Source organism: Lysobacter soli (assembly GCF_003382285.1).
GTDB lineage: Bacteria > Pseudomonadota > Gammaproteobacteria > Xanthomonadales > Xanthomonadaceae > Lysobacter_J > Lysobacter_J soli.
This window is the reverse complement of sequence record NZ_QTJR01000004.1, coordinates 26,755-47,593: the sequence shown is the minus strand read 5'-3', so window position 1 is coordinate 47,593 and position 20,839 is coordinate 26,755. Positions and strand designations below refer to the sequence as shown.

Below are 20,839 nucleotides of genomic sequence, written 5' to 3'. Positions count from 1 at the left end.
GACTGATCGGTATAGGAATTCGAACCCGTCCGGGCTTCACCGCTCGTCATGAAGGAACTGGAGTCTTCCCCCATGGTCAAGAACCCGCGCACGGTGGCGATCGCCGCCGCGTTGGCCCTCGCACTGTCCGCCTGCGGCGGCAAGGATCAAGCCCAGCAGGGTGGCGGCATGCCGCCGCCGGAAGTCGGCGTGGTCACGGTGAAGCCGGGCGACGTGCCGTTGCAGAAGGATCTGGTGGGCCGGCTGGCCGCCTTCCGCAGCGCCGACGTGCGCGCCCGCGTGCCGGGCGTGCTCCAGCGCCGCGTCTACGAGGAAGGCAGCGACGTGAAGGCCGGGCAGGTGCTGTTCCTGATCGATCCGGCCCCGTTGCAGGCAGAAGTCGGTCAGGCGCAGGCCTCGCTGGCTTCGGCGCAGGCCAACTACGCCAATTCCAAGGCCGCGGCCGATCGCGCGCGCCGCCTCGCCCCGGACAAGTTCGTCTCGCAGTCCGACCTGGACAACGCGCTGGCCGCCGAGCGCAGCGCCGGCGCGTCGGTGAAGCAGGCCGAGGCCGCGCTGGCCAACGCCCGCATCAACCTCGGCTACGCCACGGTCACCGCGCCGATCAGCGGCCGCGCCAACCAGCAGCAGGTCACCGAAGGCGCGCTCGTCGGCCAGGGCACGGCCACGCTGCTGACCACCGTCGACCAGATCGACCAGCTGTACGTGAACTTCTCGCTCAGCGTCAGCGAGCTGGAGCAGGTGCGTCGCGCCCAGCAGCTGGCCGGCGACTCGAAGGTGCAGGTGATCCTGCCCGACGGCACGCCGTACGAGCACCCGGGCAAGCTGGACTTCTCCGGCGACGTCGTGGATCCGACCACCGGCGCGATCGCATTGCGCGCGCTGATCCCGAATCCGGAAAAGAACCTTCTGCCGGGCACCTTCGTGACGTTGCAGGCGACGCTCGGCACGCAGCCGAACGCCTACCTCGTCCCGCAGACCGGCCTGCAGCGCGACGCGAAGAGCGCGTACGTGCTGGTCGTCGGCAGCGACGGCAAGGTCGCGCGCAAGGACGTGCGCGCCGAGCGCCAGCAGGGCGGCAACTGGGTCGTGACGCAGGGCTTGGCGCCGAACGACCAGGTGATCGTCTCGGGCGTGCAGCGTGCGCAGCCGGGTTCGCCGGCCACCGCCAAGCCGGCCGACGCTGCCGATGCGGGCAAGCCGGGTGCCGCGGCCGCGCCGGGCGCTCCCGCGCAGGGACAGGCTGGCCAGAAGCCGGCTGAAAAGGCCGCCGGTCAGGAACCGGCCAAGAAGGACTAATCCCCCGCCATGTCCAGATTCTTCATCAACCACCCGGTCTTCGCCTGGGTCATCGCGATCCTGATCTCGCTTTGCGGCGTGCTCGCGATCCTGAACCTCGGCGTCGAGTCGTATCCCTCCATCGCACCGCCGCAGGTGACGGTGTCCGCGTCGTATCCCGGCGCGAGCGCCGAAACGGCCGAAGGCGCGGTCACGCAGGTCATCGAGCAGCAGCTGACGGGCATCGACAACCTCGTCTACTTCTCCTCCTCGTCCAGCTCCAGCGGCGGCTCGAACATCACCCTGACGTTCTCGCCGGGCACCGATCCGGACATCGCGCAGGTGCAGGTGCAGAACAAGGTCGCACTCGCCACGCCGCGACTGCCGACCGAAGTGACGCAGCAGGGCGTGGTCGTCGCCAAGGCGAACGCGGGCTTCCTGAAGGTCGTCGCGCTGCGCTCGGACGACGAGTCGATGGACCGCGACGCGCTGAGCGACATCATCGCCTCGCGCGTGCTCGACCAGATCGCGCGCGTGCCGGGCGTGGGCAGCACGCAGCTGTTCGGCAGCGAATACGCGATGAACATCTGGCTGAACCCCGATCGCCTGCGCGGCTTCGGGTTGTCGGCCACGCAGGTGCTGCAGGCCGTGCGCTCGCAGAACGTGCAGTTCGCCGCCGGCAAGATCGGCGCCGACCCCGCGCCGGTGGAGCAGGGCTTCACCGCGACGGTGTCCGCCGAAGGCCGCTTCAGCACGCCCGAGCAGTTCGGCAACATCATCCTGCGCACCAACACCGACGGCACCTCGGTGCGCCTGCGTGACGTCGCGCGCGTTGGCCTGGGCGCGACGTCCTACGGCTTCGACAGCCGCTGGGACGGCAAGCCCGCGGCCGGTTTCGCGATCCAGCTGGCGCCGGGCGCCAATGCGCTGGGCGTGGCCGAAGCCGTCACCAAGCGCATGAACGAGCTGCAGGCCACGTTCCCGAAGGGCGTGACCTGGTTCTCGCCGTACGACAGCTCGACCTTCGTCGCCGTCTCGATCAAGGAAGTGATCAAGACGCTGTTCGAGGCGATCGTGCTCGTGTTCCTGGTGATGCTGATCTTCCTGCAGAACCTGCGCGCGACGCTGATCCCGACGCTGGTCATCCCGATCGCGCTGCTCGGCACGTTCCTGGGGATGTACTTCATCGGCTTCACCATCAACCAGCTCAGCCTGTTCGGCATGGTGCTGGCGATCGGCATCGTGGTGGACGACGCGATCGTGGTGATCGAGAACGTCGAACGCATCATGACCGAGGAAGGCCTGTCGCCGAAGGCCGCCACGCGCAAGTCGATGTCGCAGATCAGCGGCGCGGTCGTGGCGATCACGGTCGTGCTCGCGGCGGTGTTCATCCCGTCGGCCTTCCAGGGCGGTTCGGCGGGCGAGATCTACAAGCAGTTCGCCATCACCATCGCGATGGCGATGTTCTTCTCGGCGTTCCTCGCGCTGGGCTTCACGCCCGCGCTGTGCGCGACGCTGCTGAAGCCGACGGCCGATCATCACCGCGACAACATCGTCTTCCGTACCTTCAACAAGTACTACGACAAGATCGCCAAGACCTACGTCGGCCACATCGGTCACGCCATCAGCCATGCGCCGCGCTGGATGATGGTGTTCGGCGTGCTCGTGGTGCTCGCGGGCTTCCTGTTCACGCGCATGCCGGGCAGCTTCCTCCCCGAGGAAGACCAGGGCTACGCCATCGCGCTGATCAACCTGCCGGCCGGTGCGACGATCAACCGCACCAATGCCGTGCTGGACCAGGTGCGCGAAACGGTGGCGAAGGACGACGCGTTCGACGGCATCTTCACCGTCGCCGGCTTCAGCTTCGTCGGCCAGGGCGAGAACGTGGGCATCGCGTTCATCCGCCTCAAGCCGTGGGACGACCGCAACGTCACCGCTTCTGAATTCATCCAGAAGGCGAACATGGCGCTGTTCGGCATCCGCGACGCGCAGATCTTCGTGATCAATCTGCCGACGGTGTCGGGCCTGGGCCAGTTCGGCGGCTTCGACATGTACCTGCAGGATCGCAGCGGCCAGGGTCGCGCCGCGCTGACCGAGGCGCGCAACACGCTGCTGGGCAAGGCCGCGCAGGACAAGGCGCTGACCGGCGTGCGTCCGAACGAACTGGAAGCGGCGCCGCAGCTGCGACTGGACGTCGACCGCGTGCAGGCGCAGTCGATGGGCCTGTCGGTGGGCGACATATACAGCGCGATCCAGCTGATGCTGGCGCCGGTGTACGTCAACGACTTCGTCGACGAAGGCCGCGTGAAGCGCGTGACCATGCAGGCCGACGCGCCGTACCGCACCGGTCCGGAATCGCTCACGCGCTTCTACACGCCGAGCCCGCTGACGCAGGCCGCCCCGGGCGAAGCCACGTCGATGGTGCCGCTGTCGAACATCGTGCGCAGCCACTGGATCACCGCATCGCCGTCGCTCACCCGATACAACGGCTACGCCGCGGTGGAAATCGTGGGTTCGCAGGCACCGGGCCACAGCTCGGGCGAAGCGATGACCGCGATGCAGAACATCGTCGAGAAGGACCTGCCGCAGGGCTTCGGTTACGACTGGACGGGCCAGTCGTACCAGGAAATCCTGTCGGGCAACCAGGCGCCGGCGCTGCTCGCGCTGTCGATCCTGGTGGTGTTCCTCTGCCTTGCGGCGCTGTACGAAAGCTGGTCGGTGCCGGTGGCGGTGCTGCTGGTCGTGCCGCTGGGCGCGCTCGGTGCGGTGCTGTTCTCGCTGCTGCGCGGGCTGCCGAACGACATCTATTTCAAGATTGGCCTGATCACGGTCATTGGTCTTGCGGCCAAGAACGCGATCCTGATCGTGGAGTTCGCCATCGAGCAACGCCAGCACGGCAAGACGCTGCGCGAGGCGACGATCGAAGCGGCGCACCTGCGTTTCCGCCCGATCCTGATGACGTCGTTCGCCTTCATCATGGGCGTGTTCCCGCTGGCGATTTCCAGCGGCGCCGGCGCCAACTCGCGTCACGCGATCGGTACCGGCGTGATCGGCGGCATGATCTTCGCGACCTTCCTTGGCCTGCTGCTGATCCCGGTGTTCTACGTCGCGGTGCGTCGCCTGCTCGGCGACAAGATGGACGAGAAGCCGGTGATCGAGCACGACGACGAGGAAACGACGCCGCGTCCGGCGACGTAACCGATCGCCTGCTTCACGAAAAAGCCCGCCGGTTGGCGGGCTTTTTCTTTGCGGCGCCGATGTCGTGCGCGCGTCGATCAATCGCGTGCGTCGTCCGCATCGCGCCACGATCGCGCGTCGCCGGGAAGATGCCCGTCCGGATCGTGCACGCGCAGCATCCGCGCAGGCAGCTGGCTGGAGTTGAACAGAACGAGATTCGTACCGCCTGCATGCGCGGACGACGGAAAGAGGATGCCGGCGGCACCGGCATCGAGCGCGATATCGCCCAGCACCCAGCTTGGCGGCTCGCTGCGTTCGTCGAAGGCGAGGCGTCGCCAGTTGCAGGCGTAATCGGCCCAGATCGGCTCCCAGCGTGTGCTGTCGAAACCGGCGGAGAAGTCGACCACCACGAGCGGGCCGACGAGGAAGGTCACCAGCGTTCCGGGTGGCAGCAAGAGCTCGTGCTGGCGGTATTCCTCCAGCGCGGTGATCGCGTCCTTCGACAGATAGAGCGCTTCGAGTCCGGGCCGGTTGAAGCGACCGCCCTTGCGTGCCGCGCCGGCGCCGGAGGTCGGCGCGTGCGACCAGCGCGGGACGATGACGCGATACAGCGCGTCGCCATCGCCCAGCTCGCGCAGGATCATCCGGTCGCGCCGCCGGCAACCGACTCGATGTAGTCGATCACGACCTGCGCCTTGCCGGCCTGCACCAGCGCATCGGCGGTGAGGTACTCGAAATCGGCCAGCGGGTCGTTCATGAACCAGAAGATGGCGCGCGTGCGATCGCCGCCGGCGGCGTCCTCCGCCGCGGCGATGACGCGCACGACGTCGCGCAGGTACTGCTGGAGGTGTTCGTTCTGCGGGCGCGCGGTCGGCGTGTTGCGGCTGACGCGGGCGCGCTCGGCCAGGCTCTGCACCTGCAGGCCCAGCGCATCTCCGATGCGGCGGGGCGAGAGGTAGACCTGGTCGGGCTCGCGGACGGCTTCGGCCAGGCTGGCGCGGGATTTCATGACGGCGTTCATCAGGAACTCCGGTCGAGGCATGCACGAATCATGCACGAAATTCGCACGCAGTTCCAGCCGCACGGCGCGAGCGGCTGCACAGTCGCCCAAAAAGAAAAAACCCGGCAGCACGGGCTGCCGGGTTTCCAGTCCGCCGGGAGGGGAGGCGGACGTCTTGGAAAAAGAAAGCGAAAGGAGAGAGTTGAAGCGGTAGGGATTACTTGACGCTGGCGGCCTTCGGGCCGACGGACGCGGCGGCCTTCACGGTCTTCTCGACCTCGCCTTGCACGCCGCGGGCGGCGGCTTCGAACTGCGACTTGGCCAGCTCGGAAATCGCGCCCTGCGTCTTCATCGTGCGGCCGAAGACTTCCTGGCCGGTGGCGACGCCGCGCTCGAAGTTCTCGCGGGCGACCTGCGTGCCCTTCGGCCACAGGTTCTTGAAGCCGTCGAAATCGCGGATTTCAGCCGCTTCGCCGAGGAAGGCGAACGTGGCGTTGACGCGGTCCTCGATCGCCGAAAGCTGCAGGCCGAAGACGGCCTCGGCGTTGTCGAGGGCGAGGCGGTTGACCTGTGCGGCCGTGTCCGCGAACTGGCGCGTCGCGGCGGCGAACTGTTCGTTGAACGGCTGGTACATGGTGGTCTCCAGGCAATCCGGGGAGAGAGGGGGTTCGGATTGTGCGGTGCAGCATAACCGAGGATTTGTTGCGGTGCAACACGGGGCGGCACGGGACTCAGGTCCCATTGGGGGAGTTGAAGTCCGGTGGCAGAATCCCGCTGCAACGGGCTCTGCCCGCGCAGGATCGCCAACCAGGATGACCGGACGATGATGCAGGCCCGCCTCCCCTCCACGCCGCGCTGCCGGGGGCTGATGGCCAGCCTGGCCGTCCTCGTCGCCGTCCTGCTCGGAGCGGTCGCATCCCCGGCCATCGCCCAGACCGCGGCTCCGGATCCGGCGCATTCCGCCCATCTCCCCTGCGTCGGCCTGGTGCTCGGCGGCGGCGGCGCGCGCGGGTCGGCCCACGTCGGCGTCCTCAAGGTGCTCGAACGCGAGCGCATCCCCGTCTGCAAGGTCGCCGGCACCAGCATGGGCTCGATCGTCGGCGGCCTGTACGCCACCGGCTACACGCCGGCGGAGATGGAAAACCTGATCGACACCATCGACTGGGCGGACATGTTCGTTGACGACCCGCCGCGGCCCGGCCAGCCGATGCGCCGGAAGGACGCCGATTTCCGCTATCTGCTCGACCTGGAGATCGGCTACGTCGACGGCCGCGTCGTGCTGCCGGTCGGCATCGTGCAGGGGCAGAAGCTGTTGATGCTGATGCGCCGGCTGACGATCTCGACCTGGAACGTCAACGACTTCGACCAGCTGCCGATCCCGTTCCGCGCCGTCGCCGCAGACATCATCAACGGCGACAAGGTCGTGTTCGAGGATGGCGACCTCGCGCTGGCGATCCGTTCGAGCATGTCCGTGCCCGGCGCCTTCGCGCCGGTGCGCGTGGGCGACCGCCTGCTCGTCGACGGCGGCATGGTCGACAACGTGCCTGTCGACGTCGTGCGCCAGATGGGCGCCGACCGCCTCATCGTCGTCGACGTCGGCTCGCCGCTGCACAAGGAAGAGGCGCTGACCAATCCGCTGGTGATCATGGACCAGATGATCTCGGCGCTGATGACCGAGAAGACCGAGGCGACGCTCGCCACGTTGCGCCCGGAGGACGTGCTCATCCGCCCGGAACTGGGCGACATCACCGCGGCGGAATTCAACCGCGGTGCCGAAGCCATCGCCATCGGCGAACGCGCGGCCGAAGCGGCGCTGCCGCGGCTGCGCGCGCTGTCCGTGGACGAGGCGACGTATGCCGCCTATCGCGAGCGCCAGCGCAAGCGCGATTTCGATCCGAAGCTGGTGGCGTTCCTCGACGTCGTCGAAGGCCGTTCGCCGTCGGCGACGCGCGAAGTCGAGCGTGCCGTCGCCCCGAACCTGGACGAGCCGTTCGATGCGGAGCGTCTGGAGAAGACCATCGGCACCGCGTACGGCGACGGCCGCTTCCAGCAGATCGACTACCGCCTGGTCGAACGCAACGGCGAACGCGGCCTGCAGATCATTCCGGCGGAAAAACCATGGTCGGCGTTCGGCAAGCTCGGCTTCCAGCTGGACGACAACTTCAACGGCCGCAACAGCTACATGGTCTCGGCGGAGCTGACGTTCAACGACGTCAACACACTGGGCGCGGAATGGCGCAACGTGCTGCGACTGGGCCGCATCACCGGGCTGCTGTCGGAGTTCTACCAGCCGCTGGGCGAAACCGGGGCGTTCTACGTGAAGCCCGCGCTCGAACTGCGCAACGAATCCTTCCCGCTGTGGATCGAGGACGCGCAGCTGGCCGAGTACCGGGTCAACCGGCGCCAGGTCGCCGTCGAAGCGGGCTGGTCACCGCAACCGGAATGGCGCATCAGTGCGCAGCTGGTCGCCGGCAAGGATCGCGGCGACCTGCTCATCGGCAATCCGGCCGACTTCACCAACAGCGAGGAGAAGTACGCAGGCGTGTTCTACAACGCGACCTGGGACACGCTGGACAACATCAACTTCCCCACGCGCGGCATCCGCGTGAGCGCGGACCTGGAGACCTACCACGACACCGCCGGCGCGAACGTCGAAGGCGACGTCGCGCGCCTCACCGCCGACTGGGCGCAGGCGTGGGGCCGCTACCACCTGCTGCTCGGCGCGCACCTGAGCAGCGCGCTGGAAGACGACAGCTTCTTCCAGACGCAGGGCTTCCTCGGCGGCTTCCTCAATCTTTCCGGTTTCGACGAACGCGCGCTGTTCGGCACGCAGACCGCACTGGCACGCGCGGTGATGTACCGCCGCACGGGCAACACGAGCCGGTTGTTCTCGATGCCGATGTTCGTCGGTGCGAGCCTTGAAACCGGCAACGTCTGGGCCACGAAGGACGAGGTGGACGACGACCTGATCCTCGCCGGCAGCCTGTTCGTCGGCTTCAGCACGCCGCTGGGGCCGATGTTCCTGGCGTACGGCGCCAACGACGAAGGCGAGAACTCGTGGTACCTGACGTTCGGCTCGCTGCTGCGGCCGCAGGTGAAGTGATGCCGGGCGCGCCGGTGGCGCGCCTCAGGCCTTGTAGTGGCAACCCGACGTGCAGGTCTCGTGCACGACCACTTCGGACAGCAGCGGGAGCGAGGGCCTCAGCTGGTCCCAGATCCACTTCGCCAGCACTTCGCTGGTCGGATTCTCCAGGCCTTCGATGTCGTTGAGGTAGTGGTGGTCCAGGCGGTCGTAGATCGGCTTGAACGCCGCTTTCAGGTCGGCGAAGTCCATCACCCAGCCGAAGTGCGGGTCGATGTCGCCCTCGACGTGGATCTCGATGCGGAAACTGTGCCCGTGCAGGCGCGCGCACTTGTGGCCCTCGGGGACATTGGGCAGGCGGTGCGCGGCTTCGAGCGTGAAGGCCTTGAAGATTTTCATGCGCGCAGTGTACCGCCGGCCCGTCGCCCGGGCGCTGCGACGCTCCCGGCGCGGGCGGCATCCAGAGGTAGAAATCCCTCGGAAAACTCCGCCATGCCGAAGCTGCTCCGCGTCGCCGCCCTTTTGCTGCTGTCCGCCTTCGCCGCGCATGCCGCGCCCGTCCCGCGCGAGCGGGTCGACGCCGTGGCCGATGCGATCGCCGCGAACTACTTCGATCCCGCGCGTGGGAAGACCATCGCCGACGACCTGCGTCGCGATGCCGCGAGCGGTAAGTTCGACGCGCTCGCACCGCAGGCGCTGGCCGACGCACTGACGACGCGCCTGCGTCCGCTCGATCGCCATTTCCGCGTGCGCTGGGAGGGCACAGGCGCGACCGATACGCAGCCGGCCGGCCCGAGGCGCCACTCGCCGCCGGCGAACCACGGCATCGCGACGGTGGAAACCCTGCCGGGCGATATCGGACATCTCCGCCTGAGCGAGTTCGCGCATTTCGAGTTCGGCGACGCGAACGCGCCCGAACGCGCCGCGATCGACGCGGCACTCGCGAAGCTCGCCGGCACGCGCGCGATGATCGTCGACCTGCGCGGTTGCCGCGGCGGTTCGCCGAGCATGGTCGGCTACCTCGCCAGCGCCTTCGTCGCGCCGGGCGCCGACATCTACAACACCTTCCACACGCGCACGCAGACGCTGAGCGAGGCGCCCGATACGCCTTACGCCACGCCGCGCACGCAGGTGCCGCTGTACGTGTTGGTGGACAAGGGCACGGCTTCGGCGGCCGAATCGTTCGCCTATACGCTGCAGAGCGCGAAGCGCGCCACCATCGTCGGCGAACGTAGCGCGGGTGCGGCCAATCCCGGCGGCATGACCGACCTCGGCGACGGTTACAGCGTGTTCGTCTCCGACGGCTCGCCCGTCAATCCGATCACGCGCACGAACTGGGAATCGACCGGCATCGCGCCCGATGTCGTGACCACCTCCGACCAGGCGCTCGACGCCGCGCTGCGTCTCGCCCGCGCGTCACGCTGAACGGAAAACGCGTCGTACACGCCGGATTCGCATCGGTGAACGGACACGGCGCACGAAACGCGCGATATCGCGGATTTCACGCGGAACTACGCATTTGCGCTGAAAGCTGTGCGCACCTTCAACGGGAGCCACGACATGAAGATCCGAACGAATTCGACCTTGTTCGCCGCCGTCTTCGGCGCGGCCGCGATGATCGCCGCGCCGGCCATGGCGCTTGCGCAGGATCGCACCCAGACCGAAGCGGAAGAGGAAAGCGATTCCGCGCAGCCGGTCAACGACACCTGGATCACCACCAAGGTGAAGGCCGATCTGATGGCGACCTCCGACGTGCCGGGCACCGAGATCGACGTCGACACCACCAACGGCGTGGTGAAGCTGTCCGGCACGGTCGACAGCAAGGCCAAGCATGACAAGGCGATCTCGGTCGCCAAGGGCATCAAGGGCGTGAAGAGCGTCGATGCGAAGGGCCTGACCGTCGCCAAGGGCGACAAGAAGTAACGAACCGATAGGGCGGCCCTGGGGCCGCGCGGGCGGCAAACGCCCGGGTGTCCGCACCCGGGCGTTTTGTCGTGGAAAGAGGAGAACAACGCGATGGCAAAAGAGAAGAAGCCGACGTCGAATGCCGATGGCACGGCGGCGAAGCAGCAGGCGATCCAGGAGCAGGTCGAGGCGAAGGAGGCGAAGAAGTCGTCGGCCGGCGATTCGGAGTCGAAGAAGAAGCCGGTGCAAGCCGGCACGCGCAAGCAGCCCGAAAATCCGCTGCCCGCGCAGCACCAGGACAAGCCCGGACAGGAACACGAACTCGATCCGCGTCCGCGGTACCTCGCGCCGGATTACAAGGGGAGCGGAAAGCTGCAGGACATGGTCGCGATCGTCACCGGTGGCGATTCCGGCATCGGTCGGGCGGTGGCGGTGCTGTACGCGCGCGAAGGCGCGGACGTCGCGATCGTGTACCTCAACGAGCACGAGGACGCCGAGGAAACGCGCGCGGCGGTCGAGAAGGAAGGCCGCCGCTGCCTGGTCATTCCCGGCGACGTGAAGGATCCGAAGTTCTGCGAGGGCGCCGTCGCCGCCACCGTGCAGGCGTTCGGCAAACTCGACATCCTGGTGAACAACGCCGCGTTCCAGATGCATGCGCAGTCGCTGGAAGACCTCACCGACGAACACCTGCAGGAAACGCTGCAGACCAACATCGGCGGCTATTTCCACATGGCGCGAGCGGCGCTCAAGCACCTGCCGAAAGGCGGCTGCATCGTCAATTCGGGTTCGGAAACCGGTCTGTTCGGTTCGAAGCAGCTGCTCGATTACTCGGCGACGAAGGGCGCGATCCACGCCTTCACCAAGTCGCTGGCGAGCAACCTGCTCGAACGCGGCATCCGCGTGAATGCCGTCGCGCCGGGCCCGGTGTGGACGCCGCTCAATCCGGCGGACCGGGATGCGAAGGAAGTGGCGAAGTTCGGCGAATCCAGCGACATGGGCCGTCCGGCGCAGCCGGAAGAGCTGTCGCCCGCGTATGTGTTTCTTGCTTCGCCCGTGTGCTCGTCGTACGTCAACGGGATCGTGCTGCCGGTCATGGGTGGGCCGTATGGGTAAGGCAGGCCGCTTGCGCGGGTGAGTAGGGGTGCTTGCGCGGGTGAGGAGGGGTGCTTGCGCGGCATTGCCGCGCGCCCCGACGAACGACCGGCCACGGAGGGCCGGGCAGGGGTTCCGAAGCCTGATGCGTGGCGCCATGAATGGCGGCGGTGCGGTCGACGGAGTGGCGCCTTTGTCTTTGCTGTTGCTTCTGCCGTCGCTCCAGGAGTCGCCTCTGCCGTCGCTCGTGCTGTTGCTCGTCATTCCCGCGAAGGCGGGAATCCATGGGCGTTCCACGCTTTCGCGTTGCATTTGGAGTGTGAGGAGAACAGCGGCACGCGCAGGTCGCAAACGCTGACCGCCAAGCGTGAAAAGTCCATGGATTCCCGCCTTCGCGGGAATGACGGGGGCATGGTTTACCCGTGAGGTAGTGCCCAAGCACTCCGGGCCTGGGTCCCGGCTTTCGCCGGGATGACGGTGTTCTGAGGTGACGGCGGTCGTGAAGTGACGGCGGTGATGAAGTAACGACGGGTGATCTGGAGCGACGACGGTGGTGAAGTGACGACGGGTGATCTGGAGTGATTGCGGTGATCTGTCGTGATGGAGGCCATCAACCCACCACAGCCATCCTCACGTCGCTGCACTTAAAGCACCGCCCAACGGCAACTTCAATCCAGCACGCCGCTACTCCGCCTCCTCCACCTTCCGCTCCCGCAGCTTCGTCATCGCCGCTTCCTCGCGGGCGCCCATGATCATCTCGGCGAGCCATTTGACGAGGATCGTCTGGTACGCCTTCTGCGCGGGCTTCTGCGAGAACGCGTGATCGGCACCCTCGATCACGCGGCGCGTCAGCGAGCGCGTGTTGTGGAGCGCATTGGCGTAGTTGTCGATCACCGGATGCGGCACGACGGTGTCGTGTTCGGCCGCGACGAGCAGCGCGTGGCCGCGATACTCCGCGCACGCACGCAGCACGGCGTTGTCCTGCCAGTCCATGCGGCGCTGTCGATATGCCACCAGGTCGGTGTCGATATGCAGCTGCAGCTTCGGCCGTTCCCAGCCCTCGTCGCGATAGATCGCAGGCGAGCGCAGCGCGAGCCAGCGCACCGGTCGCTGGGCCGTCATCAACGCCGCAAGGTAGCCGCCGTAGCTGATGCCGACCACCGCGATCGCATCCGGATCGACATTGGGCCGCGCCGCGAGCCAGTCGTACGCGGCGAGCAGGTCGGCGAGGTTCTGCGGGCGGTTGACCTTCTCCCAGTGCCGCGCGGTGCGCTCGTGCCCGCGCAGGTCGAAGGTGAGGCAGACGCAGCCGATGCCCGCCGCTTCGCGCGCGCGCACCAGGTCGTGTTCCTGGCTCCCGCCCCAGCCGTGCACGAACAGCACGGCGGGCAGCTGCGACGGCGGCGAGAGCACCGTTCCGCTGATGCGCTCCTGTTCGACCGCCAGTTCGATGGTTTCGAGGCTAACGTCCATGCGCATCGTCCTGCGCGTCGAGCATGGCGTACTTCGTCATCGGGCCGACGTGCGGATCCTCGCCACGGAAGGACACCTGCGCGCCCGGCGGTGGATCGACCAGCGCGTGGAACTCGTGCGTCGACACATTCACGCGCGACAGCAGCGGATCGCGGTGCATTGCTTCCAGCGCGAGGATCTCCGCCGGCGTCGCACCGCCCACGCGCCAGGACTGTTCGAGCACGCCGGTGCGCGGCATGCCGGACGGATCCACGCCCAGCGCGACGTCGTAGTTGCGGCGCGATGCGAAGAATGCCGGATACGCGCGCGACACTTCGGCGTCGTAGCGGATCGCGCAACGCAGGACGCGACGCTCGGCTTCATCGTCCAGCGTAGCGAGCAGGTCGTTGAGGTCGCCCCGGATGCACGCGAGCGAGGAGCCGCCGTACACCGACAAGCCTGACCGGTTGCGCGTGAGCGTCTGCATGCCGAAGTAGGCGATGCGGTGCGGCCCGAGCGCGACGGTGCCGACGCTGTAGGTCTTGACCGGCTTGAGGTTGAGTTCGACCACGGCGCCCACGCGCGCGAGCGATTGCGGGTCCAGGTGCGCGAGCGCGGCGTCGAGCGACTTGCGCTCGGTCGCGACCGACTGCCCGAGCCCGCCGATGCCGTCCGCGCGCTTGATACGCGCCGGCAGGCCTTGTTCGAAGAGCGAGCGCGCAGCGCGGCCGACGTCTTCGAGGGAGAAGGCCGCAAAGCCCGGCAGCGTCACGTCGTCGAGCGCGCGGCCGAGCTCGTCGGACCAGCCTTCCGGCTTTGCTCGCGCGCCGTCGACCAGCGGATGCGTGATCGTCTTCGTCGCCACGAACGCGTGCGGCACGACGCCCCCGAGCAACTGCTTCGGCCCGGCGATGCCCAGCTCGTGCGCATCGGTGGCGAGCAGCGTGACGTCGGGCAAGAAGAACGGCGGGGCGTCGTACCGCACGCTGGCGTCGTGCACGCCTCCGTATTCGAAATCGAGCAGCGTCGCGACGCGTTCGCCTATCCAGCGGCCGGTCGCCGCCTCGTGTTCGCTGCGACGCTCGCGTCGCAGCAGTTCGACCACGCAGCCGGCACCGTCTGCGCAGGCAGCGCGGCCGGGGTCGGGTGCGGTCTGGGTCCAGACTCCGCCGGCCGCCATCGTGCGGTCAGTCCGGTGCCTTGGCCGGCACGAAGGGCGATACCGGATCGCTCGCCGGGAAGGTTTCCTCCAGCGCCTGGTCCTGGTTCTCACTCTCGTGCTGCTTGCGCTTCTCGCGCTCGCGCGGGTCCTCGGGCTTGTCCTGCGAGGTCTTCTTGTCGTCGTGCAGCGGCGGGTCTTTACGATCCTGCGACATGGCGCGGCTCCGGTGTTGCGTATCGATGTTGCATCGACGATACGACCGCGCCCGGGTAACGCCGCGTGATGGCGCGGGTGTCCGTGAATGCGCCACCGGCCGCTGCTGTTCACGTGGATTTTCGCCGGCGCGGCGGATGGTTTCGTCGCGGCGATCGGCCGCGCCACGACGCCCCGTATGGACTGGCACAGCAAGTTCGCCAAGAGTGCGGCCCGCTGGACCGGCAACGCCTCGTGCTTCGGCCTGGCGGTGCTGGTGGTGGTCGTGTGGCTGGTCAGCGGGCCGATGTTCGGGTTCAGCGACACGTGGCAGCTGGTCATCAACACCGGCACGACGATCATCACCTTCCTGATGGTGTTCCTGATCCAGAACACGCAGAACCGCGACACCGAGGCGATGCAGATCAAGCTCGACGAGCTGATTCGCGCCACGCGGATGGCCGAGAACACGCTGCTGGACCTGGAGGAGCTAGACCAGGCCCAACTGGATCGCCTGCGAAAGCGCTACGAGGAACTCGCGCGCCTCGCGCGCGAACACAGCGATTCGCGGCGGCGCGACTCGCCGGCGCACGAACATGCGCGCAAGGCGGATGCGGCGCGATCGGGCGAACGCGATGGCGGCTACGACAATCGCGGCGAACATCGCGAGCCGGCGCCGCGCGGAGAGTGACGCGCCCTCAACGCCAGGCGCTGCCGACCTGCACGTAGAGCGTCTCGTCTTCCGGGCCCCACGCGTAATCGACGCCGGTGTAGAGGCCCAGCACGCTGGCGATCTTGTAGCGCACGCCCGCGCCCTTCGCGACCTGGCTCGGCGCCTCGCCGAAATCGTTGTGGCGGCCCCACGTGCGGCCGGCGCCGAGAAATCCGATCAGCGCCCAGCGCGGCGTGGTGTTCCAGCGAAGTTCGGTTTCCAGCGTCGCCGCGCGGGTATCCGCGTAGCGTGCCGAACCGACGCCACGCAGGTCGATGAACGGCAGGCGGTAGAACGGGATGTCGCCGTTCGCCCAGCGCATGTCGATGCGACCGCCGAGCACGAAACGTTCCCCGCCCATCGGCAGGTAGGCGAAGGCGTGCGAGCGGTAGCTCTGGAACGTCGTGTCGCTGCCGAAGGCGTCGTCGTAGAAGTTGCCTTCGATCTGGCCCAGCCACCCGCTATTGGGCGTGAACGAGTTGTCGCGCGTGTCGTACTGCAGCGACAGGCCCAGCCCCGACGTGGTCTGCGCGCGCTCCTTGGGCGTGAAGCGCTGCGCGTCGCCGGCAACGTCGAAGCTCAGATCCAGGTCCATGTACGTCCACGACAGGCCGAGGTACAGGTTCTCCTCGCCGAGTCGCCGCGCGATCTTCTGGAACGACACCACGCCGTCGGCGTTGTAGCCGATCGCCAGCGGCTCGGTGAAGCGGCCCGGCGTGTAGAAGTCGAGGTTTACCGACGCTTTCGCGACGCCGCCGGTGTAGCGCCAGCGATCGTCCTTGAAGTGCAGCATCGCGCCGCCGCCGTAGGCATGCGTGCCGTTTTCGGTCTTCATCGCCATGCCGCCAAAGAGGTTGGGCGGCACGAGCTGCTGGCGGCCGTCGGACGTCGTGCGCGTGGTCGTCGCACCCGCGGGGCGATGGAAGAACAGCGCGGCCAGCCCGCCGCCATAACCGACGGCCGGATCGCTGACGATGATCGGCACCGGCAGGAAACCGCCCTTGCGCTCCAGCAGCCAGCGCGACATGTCGAACTTGCCGTCCTTCGGGTCGTGGAGCAGGGCGCGCAGCCCGGGCTTTTCAGCGGCCGCGTCGTCGGAAGCCGGCGCCGCGGTCCCGGATCCCGACTGCGCGAAGGCCGTGGTGCACGCGAGCACGCCCGCGAGCGTCAGCGCGCAGCGCAGTGTCGCGCGGCGCATCAGTGTTCCGGCACCAGGAAGGTGACGACCAGGCGCACGCCCCAGTCCGGCCCGCCGCGGGGCGCGTCGGCGTAACCGCGAATGCCTCCAGCGAAGCTCAGCGTCTGCCCGCCGATGCGCGTGACCTTCGAGTACAGCACGTTGATCGGCACCGTCCACTGCTGGTTTTCCCAGTCGTAGGTGGACTCGGAATTGAACGTGAGCGTGCGGCCGCCCGGGAACTGGCGCGCGAAGAACGGCTGCAGGAACGTGTTGCTGAGGTCGGGATCGTTCGCCGAACCGCCGAACGACCAGATGTGGTTGGCGAGCGCACCCATCGTCCAGTGCTTGCCCTGGTGCAGCACGAGTACGCTCGGCCCCGCGCCCCATTCGTCCACGCCGAGCAGGTCGTCGCTGGCGGTGGGCAGCAGGAACACCGGGCCGATGCCCCACGTCAGGCCGCCTGCGGTGGGCTGCTTGGGCGAGAAGAAGAAGGTCGGCGTGATGTTGCCCAGGCCGAACTGGCTGCCGGACTTGCCGGCGGTGTCCTCCTGGTAGATCACCGGCGCGATCACGCGCGTGATCAGGTTCCAGTCCTGCGAGATCGATGCGGGAATCACCGGCTGGATGTTCAGCGTCTGCTTCGTGCCGTCCTCGCTGCCGTAGCCGAAATCGGCGTTGTACTGGAACGGCACGCTGATCATCGACGCAACGGGGTTCGACAGCTTCTTCGCCAGTTCGTCGGCGCTTTCCTGCGCATGCGCGACAGGCACCGTGGCGGCGGCAAGAACGATTGCGAAAAGGACGCGCGTGCACATGCTCGAACCTCCGTGTTCGTGATCAGAAGGCGATCGTCGCCGTCACCATCAGCGGATCGCCCTTGATGCGCCGCTTCACGTCGAACTCGGTGAGCCAGCGGGCGGCGAATTCGACCTGGCCGCCGTCCCACTTGTTCGTGTAGTTGACCGTCGGGCCCAGCGCGAATGCGCGACCCTTGAAACCGTTGAGCCGGTCGGCCGTGGGGCCCTCGTCGTCCTCGATCTGCTGGATCCAGCCGCCGATGCCACCTACGCCCCAGCCATTGGCGAAACGCTTGACCAGTTGCGCATCGAGGCGGAACACCGCGCCGTTCTGGTAATCGGTGGCGTCGTTCTTCGTGTAGATGTCGACGGCGCCGACGGTGGTGAATTCCAGCGTGCCCTTCTGCATCAGCTGCGTGTAGCCGATGGTCGGCGAATATGTCCAGTTGTTGAGGCTGAGGTTTGCCAGGCGGTCGGGGTCGTAGTCGCCCCAGTCCGTGTAGACGTACAGCGCCAGCGTCATGTGCCTGGTCTGGTCGAAGTGGTAGCCGGCGATGATCGGCGCGAAGAACGGGTCGAAGATGTCCCAGTCGGCCTTGTCGTTCACCCGCCCGGTGCGCGAGCCGATCGACACGTTGGCGGTGACGTCGACTTCCGCGAATGGCAGCGTCGCCATCGATGCGAAGTTCCATCGACCTTCGCCCGTGTCCCAGACGTACAGGCCGGTGACACTGAGCATGTCGAAGGTCGCGTCCATGCCGAGCGTCAGCTGGTTGTTCAGCGGGACTTCGCGCGAAGCGCTGATCTCGCCGCTGTAGTGCACGTAGCCGATGGCGGCATTGAAGCCGGGCGTCGGCGGCACGACGCCGGCGAAGGACTGCACGTTCGTGCCGGTGATGGTGCGGCCGAGTGCGCCTTCGGTCGCGAACGCGGGCTCGGCCAGCGCGGCGCAACCCAGCGCGATGCCGGCGGCGAGCAGGTGACGGGTGTTCATCGTTCTCTCTCCAAGCCAATTCAGACGCCGTCTCATCCGGCGTCGAGGAAACAGACGCGGCGCGGTGCATGGCCGCCCCCGCGCCTCTATCGATCAGCGACGACGGAAACCGCCGCCGCCGCGGAAGCCACCACCGCCCAGTCCCGGACGGAAGCCGCCGACCGGCCGCTGCATGCCGCCCGCAGGCCGCTGCATGCCACCGCCGCGCTCGAAGCCGCCGCCGGTGCGTTCCATCGCGCCGCCCTGGCGCTCGAACGCAGCGGGATTGAGCGAGCCGCCATCGCCGCGGATGCGCGCATCGCCGCGTTCGCGCGCGAAGCGGTCGCCGTCGAGCGAAGCCGGATCCACGTTCTGCCGCGTCTGGCCGGACAGGTTCTGCGAGCGGTCGGGACGATCGACCTGCGTCCAGCCGTTCTCGTCGTGCTTGTAGACGTTGCCGTCGCGACCGGCGTAGACGTCGTCGTTCACCTGCACCACGCCGCCGCGGTTCAACGTCCCGGTGTCGGCGTTGTAGTGGAAGCCGCCCGCGCCACGTGCATCGCTGCCGTTCGGGCCCTGCGTGTTGAACGCGCCGGCCGCGCCCGCACCGCTCGGGCCGATGGCCGCGCCGCCCGCGGCCTGCGTCACGCGACCGGTGTTGGTGTTCACGACGGTGCGTTCGCCCGCGCGCGCGGCCTGGCCGGTGTACGGATTCACTGCCGCGACGCCGCCGCCGGCCACGACGCGACCGGTCTCCGGGTTGTAGCGGATGCCCTGCGCGCCCGCGCTGGTCGTGCCGGTGTAGACGTTGGTGTTGACGCCCGCACGGCCGATGCCGCGCCCGCCGGTGGCTTCGTTGTAGTAGCCGCCGCGTGCGCCGCGACCGACGTTGCCGGTCCACGGATCCGCCCACGCCGCGGCCGTGCCGCGCACCGCGGCGTTGCCCCAGTGGCCGTAGACGTTCCATGCCGCCGCGCCGCCACCCCACCAGCCGTATGGATACGCGGGGCCGTACCACGGGCCCCACCATGGGCTGTACGGCCCGTACCAGCCGTCGTACCACCCCCAGCCCCAGCCGAAACTCCAGCCGACCCACGGGTTCCAGCCGAAATACGCGCCCATGCCGTACGTCGCCGGGCAGCCGTACCAGTACGCGCCGACCCACGGCGTGCACGCGTAACCCGTGCCGTACACGACGACGTTGTCGGTCACGACCGTGCCGTAGTAACCCGGCGTGTAACCGACGTACACGTCGTCGCCGTCGTTGCCGTACACGCGCACGTAGGTGACGTAATGCAGCGGCGAACTGGTCGGGATGCCATAGATCGCGGGAGGAACGCTGGTGGCGACGGTCCACGGTCCCGTCGGCGAGGACGCGGCGAACCAGATGCCCTTGTCGACGGCGTAGTAGCTGTCGTTCGCCACGCGGATCACCGGCACGGCCGTGTTGCGCGCGTACTGCAGCGAGGTTCCTTCGACGTTCGCGAACTGCGGCGCGCCGTCGTAGGCGACGGTGAGCTTCGCCTGCGCCTTCTTCACCGTCGCGGTCTGCGGGATGTCGTTGGCGATCAGCGCTTCCTTCGACTCCGGCGTTCCGGGAATCGACGCGAGCACGCCGCTTTTCGGGCTTTCCGGCGGGATCTTCGCGAAGTCCGCCGGCAGCTGGTTCGGCGCCACGTAGCGCCACGGCCCCTTGCTGCCCGGCGCCGTGAACCAGCGACCCGACACGAGCACGTACCACGCATTGTCCGCGCCGGCATCGACGAACACGTCCGCACCGGTGTTGGTGACGTAGCTGAGTCGGGTGCCCTCGATGGCGGCGAACTGCGGATCGCCCTGCACCGTGATCAGTTCGGCCGGATGCGTGCGCACGTACAGCGCGGGCATGCCGCCGTTCGCGAATGCGTCGGCGAGCGCCTGCGGCGGCTTGTCGAGGGTGTCGACCTGCTTCGACGACACGGCCTGCTGCATCGCCTGCGTCAGCTTCGCGTCGACCGTGGGCGCAAGCGTCCACGGACCGTCGAGCGACGCCGCCTTCGCCCAATGGCCCGCCAGATGCGTGTAGTACTGGCCGTTCTGTTCAAGCAGCAGCGAACGGCTGTTGATCACGCGCTGCACGCCGGCCACGCCGCTAGGCTTCAACGCGGGGTTTCCGTCGACCAGCACCAGCACCGCCGGCTGCGTGCTGAAGAGGATGTCGGGCGGATCGTTGCGGACGGGAAGCGAAGCCGGCGTCTTCGCGTCGACGGCGGCGATCGCCAGCGCGGATTCGAGCTGGTCGAGCGAGACGGTGAGGGTGGATTTCTGCTTCAGCTGCGCGCGCACCAGTTCCAGGTACTGCGCCTGCTTCGCGGTGGCGGTGGGGAAGCTCGCGTTCGTCAGCTGGATGTCGCTCAGCACCACCGCGCGCGCATCCTTGTCGATCTGCGTGCGTGCCTGGAACGTCACCACGCCGTAATCGGCGGTCTGTTCCGGCTTGCCGTCCGCGCCGCTGTGCGTGCCGGTGTCCACCGACATCGCGAAACGGCCCTTGAGCTGGTTGTCGTTCCAGCTGTCGTACTGCGGCTGGTGGACGCTGAAGGTGGTGCCGTTCTGCGTGAACTGCCGCGGGAAGGGGCGCGCGTCGATGTTCGCTGCGGCATCCGATGTGGACGACTGCGCAACCAGCAAGACCTGCGCTGTCGAAGGAACCGCGACAAACAACGCCATCGCCGCACTCAACACCAACGACTGGATACGCATATGCACTCCGTTTGCAAGGTCGTTCCCAGCGACGCATGAACGACGTGGTGGGTGGCGGATGGTGACAGGAAACGCGAGCGGGCTAGTCCCAGAAA

General features: G+C 67.8%; 18 protein-coding genes. 7 read left to right on the top strand and 11 right to left on the bottom strand.

Features of this window, described 5'->3' with window-relative positions:
* Positions 1–72: 72 nt before the first annotated feature.
* Positions 73–1,299 carry an efflux RND transporter periplasmic adaptor subunit gene (locus tag DX912_RS07420; RefSeq protein ID WP_115841863.1) on the top strand — a complete coding sequence of 409 codons (1,227 nt, stop codon included), beginning with the start codon at positions 73–75 and terminating at the stop codon, positions 1,297–1,299.
* A 9-nt stretch (positions 1,300–1,308) separates the two neighbouring features.
* Positions 1,309–4,476, top strand: a complete 3,168-nt coding sequence (locus DX912_RS07415; protein ID WP_115841862.1) for an efflux RND transporter permease subunit — start codon at positions 1,309–1,311, stop codon at positions 4,474–4,476.
* A gap of 77 nt (positions 4,477–4,553) precedes the next feature.
* Here the strand turns inward: DX912_RS07415 and DX912_RS07410 are convergent, their stop codons facing one another.
* The 3 genes from DX912_RS07410 to DX912_RS07400 form a co-directional block, all read right to left on the bottom strand.
* Positions 4,554–5,099: an RES family NAD+ phosphorylase gene (locus DX912_RS07410; RefSeq protein WP_115841861.1), complete on the bottom strand. Its 546-nt coding sequence runs from the start codon at positions 5,097–5,099 to the stop codon at positions 4,554–4,556.
* On the bottom strand, positions 5,096–5,476 hold the full coding sequence (locus tag DX912_RS07405; protein WP_115842070.1) for a DUF2384 domain-containing protein: 381 nt from the start codon (positions 5,474–5,476) through the stop codon (positions 5,096–5,098). Before DX912_RS07405 ends, DX912_RS07410 begins: the two co-directional genes overlap by 4 nt.
* Positions 5,477–5,672: 196 nt before the next feature.
* On the bottom strand, positions 5,673–6,089 hold the full coding sequence (locus tag DX912_RS07400; RefSeq protein WP_115841860.1) for a phasin family protein: 417 nt from the start codon (positions 6,087–6,089) through the stop codon (positions 5,673–5,675).
* Between the two features lie 189 nt (positions 6,090–6,278).
* On the opposite strand from DX912_RS07400, the gene DX912_RS07395 reads away from it, so the two are divergent.
* Positions 6,279–8,558, top strand: coding sequence for a patatin-like phospholipase family protein (locus DX912_RS07395; RefSeq protein WP_115841859.1), 2,280 nt, complete (start codon positions 6,279–6,281; stop codon positions 8,556–8,558).
* A gap of 24 nt (positions 8,559–8,582) precedes the next feature.
* Here the strand turns inward: DX912_RS07395 and queD are convergent, their stop codons facing one another.
* Positions 8,583–8,936 (bottom strand): 6-carboxytetrahydropterin synthase QueD, encoded by a 354-nt coding sequence (queD, locus tag DX912_RS07390; protein ID WP_115841858.1) that lies wholly within the window; start codon positions 8,934–8,936, stop codon positions 8,583–8,585.
* 93 nt (positions 8,937–9,029) lie between these two features.
* Between queD and DX912_RS07385 the strand changes: the two genes are divergently transcribed.
* From DX912_RS07385 to DX912_RS07375, 3 genes are all read left to right on the top strand, one after another.
* Complete coding sequence (locus DX912_RS07385; RefSeq protein ID WP_115841857.1) at positions 9,030–9,962, top strand: S41 family peptidase; 933 nt, start codon at positions 9,030–9,032, stop codon at positions 9,960–9,962.
* A gap of 135 nt (positions 9,963–10,097) precedes the next feature.
* Positions 10,098–10,460 (top strand): BON domain-containing protein, encoded by a 363-nt coding sequence (locus tag DX912_RS07380; RefSeq protein ID WP_115842069.1) that lies wholly within the window; start codon positions 10,098–10,100, stop codon positions 10,458–10,460.
* 93 nt (positions 10,461–10,553) lie between these two features.
* Complete coding sequence (locus tag DX912_RS07375) at positions 10,554–11,555, top strand: SDR family oxidoreductase (protein WP_115841856.1); 1,002 nt, start codon at positions 10,554–10,556, stop codon at positions 11,553–11,555.
* Between the two features lie 663 nt (positions 11,556–12,218).
* On the opposite strand, the gene DX912_RS07370 is transcribed toward DX912_RS07375, so the two are convergent.
* The 3 genes from DX912_RS07370 to DX912_RS07360 form a co-directional block, all read right to left on the bottom strand.
* Complete coding sequence (locus tag DX912_RS07370) at positions 12,219–13,007, bottom strand: alpha/beta hydrolase family protein (RefSeq protein WP_115842068.1); 789 nt, start codon at positions 13,005–13,007, stop codon at positions 12,219–12,221.
* Positions 12,997–14,091, bottom strand: a complete 1,095-nt coding sequence (locus tag DX912_RS07365) for a DUF3182 family protein (protein WP_181902751.1) — start codon at positions 14,089–14,091, stop codon at positions 12,997–12,999. The genes DX912_RS07370 and DX912_RS07365 overlap by 11 nt, the downstream gene beginning before the upstream one ends.
* 82 nt (positions 14,092–14,173) lie before the next feature.
* Positions 14,174–14,362 (bottom strand): hypothetical protein, encoded by a 189-nt coding sequence (locus DX912_RS07360; protein ID WP_115841854.1) that lies wholly within the window; start codon positions 14,360–14,362, stop codon positions 14,174–14,176.
* A 177-nt stretch (positions 14,363–14,539) separates the two neighbouring features.
* Between DX912_RS07360 and DX912_RS07355 the strand changes: the two genes are divergently transcribed.
* A complete protein-coding gene (locus tag DX912_RS07355; RefSeq protein ID WP_115842067.1) occupies positions 14,540–15,031 on the top strand; it encodes a low affinity iron permease family protein in 492 nt (163 codons plus the stop codon).
* Between the two features lie 7 nt (positions 15,032–15,038).
* Here DX912_RS07355 and DX912_RS07350 read toward each other — a convergent pair whose 3' ends face one another.
* The 4 genes from DX912_RS07350 to DX912_RS07335 form a co-directional block, all read right to left on the bottom strand.
* Entirely contained in the window at positions 15,039–16,250 is a 1,212-nt protein-coding gene (locus DX912_RS07350; RefSeq protein WP_115841853.1) for a BamA/TamA family outer membrane protein, read from the bottom strand.
* Positions 16,250–17,047, bottom strand: coding sequence for a transporter (locus DX912_RS07345; RefSeq protein ID WP_115841852.1), 798 nt, complete (start codon positions 17,045–17,047; stop codon positions 16,250–16,252). Before DX912_RS07345 ends, DX912_RS07350 begins: the two co-directional genes overlap by 1 nt.
* Before the next feature lie 22 nt (positions 17,048–17,069).
* Positions 17,070–18,023 carry a SphA family protein gene (locus tag DX912_RS07340; protein ID WP_181902750.1) on the bottom strand — a complete coding sequence of 318 codons (954 nt, stop codon included), beginning with the start codon at positions 18,021–18,023 and terminating at the stop codon, positions 17,070–17,072.
* Positions 18,024–18,116: 93 nt separating this feature from the next.
* Positions 18,117–20,744: a hypothetical protein gene (locus DX912_RS07335; protein WP_147298583.1), complete on the bottom strand. Its 2,628-nt coding sequence runs from the start codon at positions 20,742–20,744 to the stop codon at positions 18,117–18,119.
* Positions 20,745–20,839 lie beyond the last annotated feature (95 nt).

Coding starts and splice junctions, on each gene's coding strand:
- DX912_RS07420 (WP_115841863.1), top strand. CDS start 73: ATGGTCAAGAACCCGCGCACGGTGGCGATCGCCGCCGCGTTGGCCCTC.
- DX912_RS07415 (WP_115841862.1), top strand. CDS start 1,309: ATGTCCAGATTCTTCATCAACCACCCGGTCTTCGCCTGGGTCATCGCG.
- DX912_RS07410 (WP_115841861.1), bottom strand. CDS start 5,099: ATGATCCTGCGCGAGCTGGGCGATGGCGACGCGCTGTATCGCGTCATC.
- DX912_RS07405 (WP_115842070.1), bottom strand. CDS start 5,476: ATGAACGCCGTCATGAAATCCCGCGCCAGCCTGGCCGAAGCCGTCCGC.
- DX912_RS07400 (WP_115841860.1), bottom strand. CDS start 6,089: ATGTACCAGCCGTTCAACGAACAGTTCGCCGCCGCGACGCGCCAGTTC.
- DX912_RS07395 (WP_115841859.1), top strand. CDS start 6,279: ATGATGCAGGCCCGCCTCCCCTCCACGCCGCGCTGCCGGGGGCTGATG.
- queD (WP_115841858.1), bottom strand. CDS start 8,936: ATGAAAATCTTCAAGGCCTTCACGCTCGAAGCCGCGCACCGCCTGCCC.
- DX912_RS07385 (WP_115841857.1), top strand. CDS start 9,030: ATGCCGAAGCTGCTCCGCGTCGCCGCCCTTTTGCTGCTGTCCGCCTTC.
- DX912_RS07380 (WP_115842069.1), top strand. CDS start 10,098: ATGAAGATCCGAACGAATTCGACCTTGTTCGCCGCCGTCTTCGGCGCG.
- DX912_RS07375 (WP_115841856.1), top strand. CDS start 10,554: ATGGCAAAAGAGAAGAAGCCGACGTCGAATGCCGATGGCACGGCGGCG.
- DX912_RS07370 (WP_115842068.1), bottom strand. CDS start 13,007: ATGGACGTTAGCCTCGAAACCATCGAACTGGCGGTCGAACAGGAGCGC.
- DX912_RS07360 (WP_115841854.1), bottom strand. CDS start 14,362: ATGTCGCAGGATCGTAAAGACCCGCCGCTGCACGACGACAAGAAGACC.
- DX912_RS07355 (WP_115842067.1), top strand. CDS start 14,540: ATGGACTGGCACAGCAAGTTCGCCAAGAGTGCGGCCCGCTGGACCGGC.
- DX912_RS07350 (WP_115841853.1), bottom strand. CDS start 16,250: ATGCGCCGCGCGACACTGCGCTGCGCGCTGACGCTCGCGGGCGTGCTC.
- DX912_RS07345 (WP_115841852.1), bottom strand. CDS start 17,047: ATGTGCACGCGCGTCCTTTTCGCAATCGTTCTTGCCGCCGCCACGGTG.
- DX912_RS07340 (WP_181902750.1), bottom strand. CDS start 18,023: ATGAACACCCGTCACCTGCTCGCCGCCGGCATCGCGCTGGGTTGCGCC.
- DX912_RS07335 (WP_147298583.1), bottom strand. CDS start 20,744: ATGCGTATCCAGTCGTTGGTGTTGAGTGCGGCGATGGCGTTGTTTGTC.